We start from the raw sequence: 13,009 nt of genomic DNA on the forward strand, positions 1-13,009 counted from the left end.
CGCCGAATGGCGGGGCGCTTCGCGTGCGGTCATCCGTGTGGGATCACTCGCGATAGGCGTCGATGCTCGGGCAGGAGCAGATCAGCTGGCGGTCGCCGAGTACGTTGTCGACACGGTTGACGGTCGGCCAGTACTTGGCCGTCTTGACCGCCTCGGAGGGGAAGGCGCCCAGCTCGCGGGAATAGGGGCGCTCCCAGCCGGCGTCCATCAGGTCGGCCATGGTGTGCGGCGCATTGACCAGCGGGTTGTTGTCGGCGGGCCATTCGCCGGCCTCGACCCTGGCCACTTCCTCGCGGATCGCGATCATGGCGTCGCAGAAGCGGTCGAGCTCGTACAGCGACTCGGATTCCGTGGGCTCGATCATCAGCGTGCCGGGCACCGGGAAGGACATGGTCGGGGCGTGGAAGCCGTAGTCCATCAGGCGCTTGGCGATGTCCTCCTCGCTGATGCCGGAGTCGGCCTTGAGCGGGCGGATGTCGATGATGCACTCGTGGGCCACGGTGCCGTTGGCGCCCTTGTAGAGCACCGGATAGTGTTCGCCCAGGCGCGAGGCGATGTAGTTGGCGCCGAGGATGGCGAGCTCGGTGGCCTCGCGCAGGCCGCGGGCGCCCATCATCTTGATGTAGGCCCAGGAGATCGGAAGGATGGAGGCGCTGCCGAAGGGCGCCGCCGCCACCGCGCCGCTGCCGGCCTCGACGCCGTCAAGCGGGCGCACCACATGGTTGGACACGTAGGGCGCCAGGTGCGACTTGACGCCGATCGGGCCCATGCCCGGGCCGCCGCCGCCGTGGGGGATGCAGAAGGTCTTGTGCAGGTTCAGGTGGCTGACGTCGCCGCCGAAGTCGCCGGGGCGGGCCAGGCCCACCTGGGCGTTCATGTTGGCGCCGTCGATGTACACCTGGCCGCCGTGGGCGTGGACGATGTCGCAGGCCTCGCGCACGCCTTCCTCGAACACGCCGTGGGTGGACGGGTAGGTGAGCATGATCGCCGATAGCGACGCGGCGTGCTGCTCGGCCTTGTCACGCAGATCGGCGAGATCGATGTTGCCGTCGTCGTCGCACTCCACCACCACGACCTTCATGTGGGCCATGGCCGCGGACGCCGGATTGGTGCCGTGGGCGGAGCTCGGGATCAGGCAGACGTCGCGATGGCCCTGGCCTTCGGCCTGCTGATAGCGACGGATCGCCACCAGGCCGGCGTACTCGCCCTGGGCGCCGGAGTTCGGCTGCATGGAGATGTGGTCGTAGCCGGTGATCTCCACCAGGAAGTCGGCCAGCTCGTCGATGATCTGCTGGTAGCCGGCCACCTGGTCCTTGGGCGCGAAGGGGTGGATGCGCGCCAGTTCCGGCCAGGTGATGGGGATCATCTCGCTGGTGGCGTTGAGCTTCATGGTACACGAGCCCAGCGGGATCATGGCGTGGGCCAGCGACAGGTCCTTGTTCTCCAGGCGCTTGAGGTAGCGCAGCATCTCCGTCTCGCTGTGGTAGCGGCGGAAGGTCGGATGGGTCAGGAAGTCGGACTCGCGCTCGCTGCCCGCCGGGATGCCGCTCTTGCCGGCCTCGACGATCTCGGCGTCGAGGGCGGCCACGGACTGGCCGTGCTCGGCGTCGAGCAGCACGTCGAACAGCAGGTCGAGATCGTGGGCGGTGGTGGTCTCGTCGAGGCTGACGCCGATGTCGCCGTTGTCGAAGTAGCGCAGGTTGACGTCATGGGCCATGGCACGGCCGTGGATCCTGCGCGGGTCGATGCCGGTCAGGCGCAGGGTGTCGAACCAGCTGTCGTGGGCCAGGCTCACGCCGCCGCGGGCCAGGCCCTCTGCGAGGATGGTGGTCAGGCGATGCACGCGGCCGGCGATGGTGCGCAGGCCCTCGGCGCCGTGATAGACGGCATAGAAGCCGGCGATGTTGGCCAGCAGCGCCTGGGCGGTGCAGATGTTGGAGGTGGCCTTCTCGCGGCGGATATGCTGCTCGCGGGTCTGCATGGCCATGCGCAGTGCGGTCTCGCCTCGGCTGTCCTGGGAGACGCCGATGATGCGGCCCGGGATCGAGCGCTTGAGCTTGTCGGTGGTGGCGAAGAAGGCGGCATGCGGGCCGCCGAAGCCCATCGGAACGCCGAAGCGCTGAGCGGAGCCGACCACCATGTCGGCGCCCATGGCGCCCGGTTCCTTGAGCAGCACCAGCGACAGGATGTCGGCGGCCACGCAGGTCATGATGCCCTTGGCCTTGGCGGCTTCCAGCAGCGGTGCCAGGTCGTGGACGCGGCCGCCGTCGCCCGGGTACTGCAGCAGGGCGCCGAAGACGTCGTGCTCGGCCACTTCCGCGGCCGGGGCGACGATCAGCTCGAAGTCGAAGTAGTGGGCGCGGGTGCGCACCACGTCGAGGGTCTGCGGGAAGACGTCGTCGGCGACGAAGAAGGCGTTGGTCTTGGCCTTCTTGTTGGCGCGACGGCACAGCGCCATGGCCTCGGCGGCGGCGGTGGCCTCATCCAGCAGCGAGGCGTTGGCCAGGCTCATGCCGGTGAGGTCCATGACCATCTGCTGGAAGTTCAGCAGGCCTTCCAGGCGACCCTGGGAGATCTCCGGCTGATAGGGGGTATAGGCGGTGTACCAGCCCGGGTTTTCCAGCACGTTGCGCTGGATGACCGCCGGCAGATGGGTGTCGTAGTAACCCTGCCCGATGTAGCTCCTGGCCACGCGATTCTGGCGGGCCAGGCGATGAAGGTAGTCCAGGGCTTCGGCTTCGCTGCGCGGCGGGTCCAGCTCCAGCTCGCGCCCCAGGCGGATGCCGGCGGGGAGGGTGCGCTCGAGCAGGCTGTCCAGGCTGTCCATGCCCAGAGTGTCCAGCATGGTGGCCACGTCGGAGGCCTCCGGGCCGTTGTGGCGGCGGAGGAAGGCGTCATGGTTGGCCAGTTCGGCCAGGCGGCGTTGTTCGAAAGCCATGGGATACCCTATTGCGGTCGCGCCCGATGCGGGCAGGGAAAAGGGAAAGGGGCGCGGGGCATGGCGTCAGGGGGATTGGCGCCATGCCCCGCCGCCGGGACCGACGGGGTCGGATCAGTCCTCGGCGTCGGCCAGCGCCTGGTAGGCGTCGGCATCGAGCAGGTCGTCGAGAGCGCTGGTTTCCTCGAGGCGAAGCTTCAGGATCCAGCCGTCCTCGTAGGGCGATTCGTTCAGGGTCTCGGGCGCGTCCTCGAGTTCCTCGTTGACCGCGACGACCTCGCCGGACAGCGGGGCGTAGAGATCGGAGGCGGCCTTGACCGACTCGACCACGCCGAACTCGTCGCCCTTGGCCAGGGCGGCACCGACCTCGGGCAGCTCGACGAAGACCACATCGCCGAGGGACTGCTGGGCGTGGTCGGTGATGCCGATGGTTACCGTGCCGTCGCCGTTGTCGAGGATCCACTCGTGGCTTTCGGCGTAGCGCAGGTTGGCGGGGATAGCACTCATGACGTTTTCCTATACGAAAAAGGTTTCTGGTGTGGGGGCATCCTAACGCCCTCGGAGGCGTTTGGCGAGCCCCGGACGCAACGGGACATCACGGGGCGATGCGTGAACGCCTCTCCCAGCGTAGGCCGCCGAGGAGATTCCTGCTCGCTTGCCCCGTGACGAACACGTTCGGCGCCGCGTGGCGAGGGCACCGGGGCGGTGATGTCGGACTTGCTACCCTCGTGGCGGGCGGCTAGAGTGATGCCTGTTTCCGATAAGAAACATATTTCTCCGGCTCCGGCCGAGGTGGCGGCACAGGAATGGGGACGCGCCGCGTCAAATGCGATCTCGGCTATGCTTCATGCTGTGACGCGGGGAAATCGCCGTATTTTCCTATAGGAGACTGGAGCGCCAACGGAATGATCCGCTATGGTACGCGAGTTCGTATCATCGTTGGTATCACTCGCCCGCAAGACAAGTGCACGTTGGTGCATAACAACAAGCTTTAGGGAGACAAGACGTGGAAACCTTGACCAATTTTCTGTCGGCCATCGAGGGGGTCGTATGGGGCCCGCTGATGCTGGTGCTGCTGCTCGGGGTCGGCCTCTATCTGCAGGTCGGCCTGAAGGTGATGCCCATTCGCAAGCTGGGCATGGGCTTCAAGCTGCTGTGGAAGGGGCGCAGCACCGAGAAGGGCGATGAGGGCGAAGGCGAGGTCTCGCCGTTCAACGCGCTGATGACCTCACTGTCCGCGACCATCGGGACCGGTAACATCGCCGGCGTGGCGACCGCCATCTTCCTCGGCGGCCCGGGCGCGGTGTTCTGGATGTGGATCACCGCCCTGGTGGGCATGGCCACCAAGTTCTCCGAGGCGGTGCTGGCCGTGCGCTATCGCCAGGTCGACGAGGCCGGCGATCACGTCGGCGGCCCGATGTACTACATCCGCAACGGCCTGGGCCAGAAGTGGGCCTGGATGGGCGGCGCCTTCGCGCTGTTCGGCGCCGTGGCCGCCTTCGGCATCGGCAACACCGTGCAGTCCAACTCGGTGGCCGACGGCCTGGGCGAATCCCTCGGCCTGCCGCACTGGATCACCGGCCTGGTGATCATGCTGCTGGCCGGCGCGGTCATCCTCGGCGGCATCAAGCGCATCGCCAAGGTGGCGGGCAAGCTGGTGCCGATCATGGCCGTGGCCTACATCCTCTGTGGCCTGCTGGTGCTGATCATCAACGCCGACCAGATCGGCCATGCCCTGGGCCTGATCTTCGGCCACGCCTTCACGCCGATCTCCGCGGCGGGCGGCTTCGCCGGTGCGGCCGTGGCCAAGGCGATCCAGTTCGGCGTCGCCCGCGGTGTGTTCTCCAACGAGGCCGGCCTCGGCAGCGCGCCGATTGCTCACGCCGCCGCGCAGACCAAGAACCCGGTCCGCCAGGGCCTGATCGCGATGCTCGGCACCTTCATCGACACCATCGTGGTGTGCTCGATCACCGCACTGGCGATCCTCACCACCGCCTGGACCTCCGGCGAGACCGGCGCGGCCCTGACCACACTGTCGTTCAACCAGGCGCTGCCGGGCATCGGCCAGTACGTGGTGTCCTTCGCGCTGGCGGTGTTCGCCTTCACCACCATCCTCGGCTGGGCCTTCTACGGTGAGAAGTGCTTCGAGTACCTGTTCGGCGTGGGCGCCATCAAGTACTACCGCGTGATCTACATCCTGGCGATCTTCGTCGGCTCGGTGCTGCCGCTCGGTTTCGTGTGGCTGCTGGCCAGCGTGTTCAACGCCATGATGGCGATCCCGAACCTGATCGCCCTGGCGCTGCTGTCGCCGGTGGTGTTCAAGCTGACCCGCGACTACTTCGACGGCAAGGACGTGCTGCCGGGCGAAGACCTCAACAAGTAAACGACACCCGGCGCGGGTCGGATCCCGCCCCGCGCCTCCGCTTTATGGGAGTGATACGACCGCGATGAACGAACAACGCCAGACGCCGCTTCACGATCTCCATCTCGAACTGGGCGCCAAGATGGTGCCCTTCGCCGGTTACAGCATGCCGGTGCAGTACGCGCTGGGGGTCAAGAAGGAGCACGAGCATACCCGCCAGGCCTGCGGCCTGTTCGATGTCTCGCACATGGGCCAGGTGCTGGTGCGCGGCCCCGAGCCGGCCGAGGCGCTGGAGACCCTGGTGCCCGCCGACCTGGTCGGCCTGGCCGAGGGGCAGCAGCGCTACGGCCTGTTCACCTCCGAGGAAGGCGGCATCCTCGATGACTTGATGATCGTCAACGGGGGGGATCACCTCTATCTGGTCGTCAATGCGGCCTGCAAGGAGCAGGATATCGCGCACCTGCGTCGTGGCCTGTCCGGTCACGAGGTCGAGGTGCTGGATCGTGGCCTGCTGGCGCTGCAGGGACCGAAGGCCGCCGACGTCATGTCACGGCTGTGCCCCGAGGCCTGCGCGATGGTGTTCATGCAGCACGGCCGCTTCTCCATCGACGGCATCGAGGTCTGGGTCAGCCGCAGCGGCTATACCGGCGAGGACGGCTTCGAGATCTCGGTGGCCGCCGAGGACACCGAGACCCTGGCGCGTCGCCTGCTGGCCGAGCAGGAGGTCGAGCCGATCGGTCTGGGGGCGCGCGATTCACTGCGTCTCGAGGCCGGGCTGTGCCTCTATGGTCACGACATCGACACCGCCACCACGCCGGTGGAAGGCGGGCTGATCTGGGCCATCGGCAAGCCGCGTCGCCGCGGCGGCGAGCGGCCCGGCGGTTTCCCCGGCGCCGATTTGATCCTGCATCAGGTGGCCGAGAAGGATCATCGTCGCAAGCGCGTGGGCCTGCTCGGCGAGGGGCGCGCCCCGGTGCGCGAGGGCGCCGAGCTGTTCGACGACGAGGGCCATGTCATCGGCGTGGTGACGTCTGGCGGCTTCGGCCCCGCCGTCGGCAAGCCGGTGGCGATGGGCTACGTGACCATCGAGCGGGCCGAAGTCGGCACCACGGTCTTCGCCGAGGTGCGCGGCAAGCGCCTGCCGATGGTGGTCAGCAAGATGCCCTTCGTTGCGCCGGGCTACCACCGTGGCTGATGTTATACCGTTATCTCGGTTTTCATGACCGAGCGCATCGGCGACATCGAATGTCGCAGGTGCATCGAGCCGGACGCGGCCATCCCGAAAGGGGTGGCCGTTTTTTTATGTGCGTCGTGCGAAGGGGGGTGTGGGGAGTGGGTCGGGTGAGCCACCGGGGAGCGCGGCCCTCAATCGTGCTGTACCCAGCGAAACGTCAGGCTGATGCGTAGCCCGTGGTCGCGCCGCGGCAGCAGGGCATGCTCGAGGTCGGCCTGAACGCCCGACCCCATCAGCAGCAGGCCGTCGTGGGGCTGGCTGACGTTGAAGGCCGGAGCACGGCGATCCTTCCAGCGAAAGCGCAGCGGCCGGTCGGCGCCGAGGCTGACGGCGGCGATCAGCGGCGCCTCGCCGAGTTCCGGCTCGTCGTCGCTGTGCCAGCCCATGCGCTCGTCGCCGTCGGCGTAACGGTTCAGCAGCACGCTGTTGAAGCGGGCCTCGATGCCGGCGCGCGCCAGTCGCGTCACGGCGGCATCACGGATCGCCAGCGCGGCGGGATGCCAGGGCGTCGGCGCGAAGCGCCGGCCCGAGTAGCGGTAGTCGGCGTCGCCCATCCACACCTGGCGGCGGGGAATCGGGTGGTCGCGGCCGTAGAGACGCAGCGTCGGTCGCTGCCAGTCCAGCTCGCCGTCGAGACGGGCCAGGGCCCGGTCGGCGCTATCGGCACCGAGCAGAGGCGCGAAGCGATGCAGCGGGGGATGGTCGAGCAGCCGCTCGCCGTCGTCGGCAGAGGGAGAAAACAGGTCCATGCCCGCAGGGTGCCAGCCCCGGGGCCTGGACACCAGTGTCAGGAGGCCAGCGCCAGGCTCGCCAGCGCCATGGCGTAGCCGATGGCGGCGCCGGCGATCACATCGCTGATGTAGTGCAGGCCGAGGCCGACCCGCGAGACCGCGATCAGGGCGGCGACGGGAATCAGCGCCGGCAGCAGCCAGGGCGTGTGGGCGGCGGCCAGGGTACAGAACAGCACCGCGTGCATGGTGTGGCCGCTGGGGAAGCTGTAGCGATCCCGGGCCGGTTCCTGGCAGGCGATGGTGGTGAAGGTGATGAAGGGGCGCTCGCGACACAGCCGCGTCTTCACCAGTCGATAGAAGGCGATCGCCACCAGGGCGGTCAGGGTGTAGTGGAGGGTCAGCCGCCAGCCCGCTTCGCCACCGTGCAGCCAGGGCTGGGCGGCGATCAGCGCCCCCCAGATCGGCCAGTCGCCGGCCTTGCTGGCCAGGCGCAGCGACCACAGCCAGGGGCGATGGATGCTGAACCCGGCCAGGCGCTGGCAGAGGTGCCATTCGAGCGTATCCAGGCGGTCAAACACGGCAGGGGCGCGAGGTTTCATCGGACATCTCCCGGGCGTGGGTCAGGGCGGCGAGAAAGTCATCGGTGATGGCGGGCCAGCGATAGCCGAGGGCACGCTGGCGGGCGGCGCGGCCGAGGCGGCCGTAGCGGGCCGGCTGCTGACACAGTGCGACCGCGGCGTCGCGGAAGCCGGCCTCGTCGCCGACCGCCAGATGCACGCCGTTGACGTCGTCCTCGATCAGTTCCGCGCCGGCGGCGTGGCGGAAGGCGACGGTCGCCAGGCCGCTGGCCATGGCCTCGAGCAGCACGTTGCCCCAGGTCTCGGAGATCGACGGGAAGACGAACAGGTCGGCGCTGGCGTAGTAGCGGATCAGGTCGTCCGGCGAGACGAAGCCGGCGAAGTGGGCCTGGGGCAGGGCGCGCTCGAGGTTGGCGCGGCCGGGACCGTCGCCGACCACCACCAGCGTGAGGCCGGGATGGGCGTCGAGCATGGCGGCGAAGGTGTCACGCAGCAGGTCGAGGTTCTTCTCCGGCGCCAGGCGGCCCACGTAGAGCGCCACCGGCTGATGCTCGTCGGCCCCCCACTGCTCGCGCAGGGCCGGGTCGCGATGGGCCGGCGAGAAACGCTCGCCGTCGATGCCGCGGGCCATCACCTTGACCCGTTCGAAACCGCGCTGGCCGAGGTCGCGGGCCTGGGCATGGGTCGGCACCAGGGTGGCGCCGCAGCGGTTGTGGAACCGGCGCAGGCGCTGGGTGACCAGCGGGCGCAGCCAGTCGACGCCGTAGTCCCGACAATAATGATCGAAGTTGGTGTGCCAGCCGCTGACCACGGGGATGCCCAGCTTCTCAGCGGCGGCCAGCGCCGACCAGCCGAGCGGGCCCTCGGTGGCCACGTAGACGACGTCGGGTCGCTCGGCCTGCCACAGGCGACGGATGCGGCCGCCGGCGGGAAAGCCGAGGCGCACCTCGCGATAGCCCGGCACGGAGGTACCGCGCACCTGGAGTTCGCTGTCCATGCCCTCGGCGCGATGCTCACCGTCGGCGGGGCGCGGTCGTACCAGCTGCAACGCGAAGCCGCGTTCCCGCAGCTGGCCGCTGAGCTGGGCCAGGGTGTGGGCCACGCCGTTGATGTCCGGCGTCCAGGTTTCGCTGACCAGGCAGATGCGCATGTCCATCCTCGTGACGTCGGTGGCCGGAGTGGCCCCGTTGCCGATTCAGGATGGCCGGGCGGGGTGACAGCATCGCGACATCGTCATGACGCCGCGATGACAATATCGGAGCGGTTCGGCTCAGCGCAGCACGCTGCGCGGATCGATGGGCTTGCCACCGTGGCGCATGTCGAAAAGCAGGTCATGGCGTCCGGTGGCGGCGTGCCGGCTCACGGTGCAAAGCGGTGTGCCCTGGTCGACCCGGGTGCCGCTGTCCACCAGCAGGGTGTCGCACAGCGCATAGACGCTCTGCAGGTTGCCCTCATGATGCACGATCACCACCCGGCCGAGCTGGCGCATGCTGTCGGCGAAGCGCACCTCGCCGTCGGCCACGGCCTTGGCGCGGGCACCCTGGTCGGTGGCCAGCAGCATGGGTTGCAGGGTGCCGCGGCTGTCCTGGCCGAAGGCGCGGGCGACCCGGTAGTCGTCCAGCGGCCAGGGCCAGTCGCGGGCGTCGCTCGGCACCGGACCGGGATCGGGCGCCGGGCTCGGCGACGACGAGCGTGAAGGGGCGCTTGACGTGCTGCCGCGGCTCGAGGCGGCCCGGGTGCCGTGCAGCGGCACCGATACCAGCTGACCGATCTTGAGATCGGTGGGGCTGACGCCGGTGTTGGCCGCGGCGATGCTGACCGGCGAGGTACCGAAGCGCCGGGCGATGGCGCTGTAGGTGTCGCCAGGGCGGATCTGGTAGCGATAGGGGCCCCCGGACGGCGCCCGCTCCCGCTGGCTGGGGACCAGGATGCGCTGACCCACGGCTAGCCCGCGCGGATTCACGCCGGGATTGAAGCGCAGAAGCCGCACCAGCGGCACGTCGGCTCGCCGGGCGATCTCGCCCAGGGTGTCGCCTCGCTGGATGGTCACCCAGTGGCCGGCCGGCGAGCCGCCGCGCATCACCCCCGACGGGCCGGCGCAGCCGGCCAGCAGGACGACCAGCAGCAGCGAGAGAAGGGTCAGGGCGTATCGAGGGCGGCGTCCTTGGCCTGCCACTGGGCGTTGAGCCATGTGTGGAAGCGTTCCTTGTAGGCGGGGTCCTGGTGATAGTCGCCCTGGGTCATCCACTCGGGCGCCGTCAGGCGCCGGGCGCTCAGGTGGATCGCCCCCTCGCGGCCGCAGAGGAAATCCCAGAAGCGGGGCTCGGGGCGCGAGTAGCGCAGGGTCACGTCGAGAATGCCGCTCAGCCGATCCCCGAGCAGGTTCAGCACCTGGGCGATGCCGCCGGCGCGCGGCGGCAGCAGGTGGCGATAGGGACTGTGGCGGGCGGCGTGCTTGGCCGGGGTGAAGCGGGTGCCCTCGACGAAGTTGTAGATGGCGATAGGCCGCTCGCGGGCGTGGGCGCACATGCGCTCGGTGGCCTCCCGGTCGCGGCGGGCCAGGTGCGGATGGCGCTCGCGCTGCTCCCGGGTCAGCCGGCGCAGCATCGGGAACTCCAGCGCCCAGAAGGCCAGCCCGACCACCGGAATCCAGATCAGCTGGCGTTTGACGAAGAAGTGCGGCATCGGCAGCCGGCGATGCAGGGCCAGGAACAGCGCGAAGATATCGGTCCAGCTGCGATGGTTGGCCAGCACCAGCCACCATTCATCGCGGCTCAGGCCGTCCGGCAGGTCGAGGCGCAGATCGGGGCGGATCCAGTGGCGGATCCACCACAGGTTGACGTCGACCCAGCCCAGGGCCACGCCGTTCAGCCAGCGCAGCACCCGGCGCCGCAGCGGGCGGCCCGGGGTGATCAGCTTGAGCAGGGTGAGCGCGATCAGCGGCACCGCCCAGAACAGGGTATTGAGGGTCAGCAGCAGCAGGCTGACGATGCCCCTGAGGGTCGACATGCCGTTGGTCTCCTTGAAGAAAGATGTAAGCGCCAATGCTAATGGATCGTGGCGGGGGTGCCCAGCGCTGCGCGTCAACTCGGTGGCGTCGGTGCCGGCAGGCGAGGAGGCGGCCCCGCTCGTGGACCCCTCGACGGATCGGCCCGTGCATGGTCAGGCATCACTCTCTCAGCTCGGGAAGATCCTCGAACAGCGAGAGCGCCTCGGGATTGGCCAGTGCGTCCCGGTTCCTGACCGGCCGGCCGTGGACCACGTGGCGCACGGCGAGCTCCACCAGCTTGCCTGACAGGGTGCGCGGCAGGTCCTCCACCTGGAGGATCTTCGCCGGCACGTGGCGCGGCGTGGCGTTGGCGCGGATGGTCTCTCGAATGCGCTCGCGCAGGGCGTCGTCGAGGCTCAGCCCCGGGCGCAGGCGCACGAACAGCACCACGCGGATGTCATCCCGCCATTCCTGGCCGATGCACAGCGACTCCAGCACCTCCTCGACCTTCTCCACCTGGCGGTAGATCTCGGCGGTGCCGATGCGCACCCCGCCCGGATTGAGCACCGCATCGGAGCGGCCGTGGATGATCAGGCCGTCCTCCGGGGTGATCTCGGCGTAGTCGCCGTGGGCCCAGACGCCGGGAAAGGTGGAGAAGTAGGCGTCGTGATAGCGCTCGCCGCCGGGATCGTTCCAGAACCCCAGCGGCATGGCGGGGAACGGTTTTGTGCACACCAGTTCGCCCTTGTCGCCGCGCAGCGGCCGGCCGTCGTCGTCGAACACGTCCACCGCCATGGCCAGCCCGCGACACTGGATCTGGCCGCGATGGACCGGGCGGATCGGGCAGCCCAGGGCGAAGCAGGAGACGATATCGGTGCCGCCGGAGATCGAGGTCAGCAGCAGGTCGGCCTTGATGTCGCGGTAGACGTAGTCGAAGGAGGCGTGCGACAGCGCCGAGCCGGTGGACAGCACCACCCGCAGCGCCGAGAGGTCGTGGTCGCGGCCGGGGCGCAGGCCCTGCTTCTCGCAGGCGGCCAGGTAGCGGGCGCTGGTGCCGAACACCGTGACACCCTCGCGCTCGGCCATGGCCCACAGCGCGTCGGGCGAGGGCGCGAAGGGGGCGCCGTCGAACAGCACCAGGGTGGCGCCCGAGGCGAGCCCCGAGACCAGCCAGTTCCACATCATCCAGCCGCAGGTGGTGTAGTAGAACAGCACGTCGCCGGGGCCGATGTCGGTGTGCAGCCGCTGCTCCTTGAGATGCTGCAGCAGGGTGCCGCCGGCCGAGTGCAGGATGGCCTTGGGCGTGCCGGTGGTGCCGGACGAGTAGAGCAGGTAGAGGGGGTGATCGAAGGGCAGCGCGGCGAAGGCGATCTCGGTGGCGTCGTGATCCAGGAAGTCGTCCCAGGCCACGGCCCCGGGAATGTCGTCGAGCTCGGGCGCGTCGTCCAGGAAGGGGTAGACCACCACGCGCGCCAGGCCGTCGATGGCGCAGGCGATCTCGGCCAGCCGTGGGCGGATGTCGATCGCCTTGCCGTGCCAGGTGGAGCCGTCGGCGGCGATCAGCACGCGAGGACCGATCTGGCCGAAGCGGTCGAGCACGCCCTGGACGCCGAAGTCCGGCGAGCAGGACGACCAGATGGCGCCGAGGCTGGTGGCGGCGAGCATGGCGATCACCGCATGCTCGCCGTTGGGCACGATGCCGGCGACGCGGTCGCCGGGGCCCACGCCGAGCTCTTGCAGCGCCGCGGCCAGGGCGGCCACGCTCCGATACAGCCGGGCATGGCTCAGCTCGCGGCGCCGGCCGCGCTCGTCCCGGGCGATCAGCGCCGGATGCGCGTCACGGCGGCGCAGCAGGTTCTCGGCAACGTTCAGCCGGGCGTCCGGGAACCAGCGGGCGCCGGGCATGGCGTCGGGCCGTTCCAGCACGCGCTCGCCGCGCCGCTCGGCGATGATATCGGCGTCGTCCCACAGCTGGGTCCAGAAGGCCTCGGGATGGGCGAGGCTCCAGGCGTGCAGGGCGGCGTAGTCGGGCAGCTCGATGCTGTGCCGGCGTTCGAGCCGGCGCATCAGGGCGGCCAGGCGAGTCGCCTCGATCGCCTCGGGAGACGGTTGCCAGAGCGGTTCGGCCATGGGACATCCCTCCTGATCGACGACGGCTGTTGGATTCCCCTGTCTTG

General features: G+C 69.3%; 10 protein-coding genes. 2 read left to right on the forward strand and 8 right to left on the reverse strand.

What is annotated here, in order from left to right:
• Positions 1-43: 43 nt before the first annotated feature.
• Complete coding sequence (gcvP, locus tag UYS_RS0207235; protein WP_016854839.1) at positions 44-2,938, reverse strand: aminomethyl-transferring glycine dehydrogenase; 2,895 nt, start codon at positions 2,936-2,938, stop codon at positions 44-46.
• Between the two features lie 114 nt (positions 2,939-3,052).
• Entirely contained in the window at positions 3,053-3,445 is a 393-nt protein-coding gene (gcvH, locus tag UYS_RS0207240) for a glycine cleavage system protein GcvH (protein ID WP_016854840.1), read from the reverse strand.
• 499 nt (positions 3,446-3,944) lie between these two features.
• On the opposite strand from gcvH, the gene UYS_RS0207245 reads away from it, so the two are divergent.
• Together UYS_RS0207245 and gcvT are read left to right on the forward strand one after the other, a co-directional pair.
• Positions 3,945-5,321 carry an alanine/glycine:cation symporter family protein gene (locus UYS_RS0207245; RefSeq protein ID WP_016854841.1) on the forward strand — a complete coding sequence of 459 codons (1,377 nt, stop codon included), beginning with the start codon at positions 3,945-3,947 and terminating at the stop codon, positions 5,319-5,321.
• Positions 5,322-5,385: 64 nt separating this feature from the next.
• Entirely contained in the window at positions 5,386-6,495 is a 1,110-nt protein-coding gene (gene gcvT / locus UYS_RS0207250; RefSeq protein WP_016854842.1) for a glycine cleavage system aminomethyltransferase GcvT, read from the forward strand.
• Positions 6,496-6,665: 170 nt separating this feature from the next.
• On the opposite strand, the gene UYS_RS0207255 is transcribed toward gcvT, so the two are convergent.
• From UYS_RS0207255 to UYS_RS0207280, 6 genes are all read right to left on the reverse strand, one after another.
• On the reverse strand, positions 6,666-7,283 hold the full coding sequence (locus UYS_RS0207255; RefSeq protein WP_016854843.1) for an alpha-ketoglutarate-dependent dioxygenase AlkB family protein: 618 nt from the start codon (positions 7,281-7,283) through the stop codon (positions 6,666-6,668).
• Between the two features lie 38 nt (positions 7,284-7,321).
• Complete coding sequence (locus tag UYS_RS0207260) at positions 7,322-7,864, reverse strand: phosphatase PAP2 family protein (RefSeq protein WP_026068405.1); 543 nt, start codon at positions 7,862-7,864, stop codon at positions 7,322-7,324.
• Positions 7,836-8,993, reverse strand: coding sequence for a glycosyltransferase family 4 protein (locus tag UYS_RS0207265; protein WP_016854845.1), 1,158 nt, complete (start codon positions 8,991-8,993; stop codon positions 7,836-7,838). Before UYS_RS0207265 ends, UYS_RS0207260 begins: the two co-directional genes overlap by 29 nt.
• A gap of 120 nt (positions 8,994-9,113) precedes the next feature.
• Positions 9,114-10,034 (reverse strand): LysM peptidoglycan-binding domain-containing protein, encoded by a 921-nt coding sequence (locus UYS_RS0207270; protein ID WP_083868097.1) that lies wholly within the window; start codon positions 10,032-10,034, stop codon positions 9,114-9,116.
• Positions 9,983-10,852 (reverse strand): acyltransferase, encoded by an 870-nt coding sequence (locus tag UYS_RS0207275; RefSeq protein ID WP_016854847.1) that lies wholly within the window; start codon positions 10,850-10,852, stop codon positions 9,983-9,985. Before UYS_RS0207275 ends, UYS_RS0207270 begins: the two co-directional genes overlap by 52 nt.
• A 160-nt stretch (positions 10,853-11,012) precedes the next feature.
• Positions 11,013-12,962, reverse strand: coding sequence for an acetoacetate--CoA ligase (locus tag UYS_RS0207280; protein ID WP_016854848.1), 1,950 nt, complete (start codon positions 12,960-12,962; stop codon positions 11,013-11,015).
• Positions 12,963-13,009 lie beyond the last annotated feature (47 nt).

The sequence above is a fragment of the Halomonas smyrnensis AAD6 genome, from assembly GCF_000265245.1.
Taxonomy (GTDB): domain Bacteria; phylum Pseudomonadota; class Gammaproteobacteria; order Pseudomonadales; family Halomonadaceae; genus Halomonas; species Halomonas smyrnensis.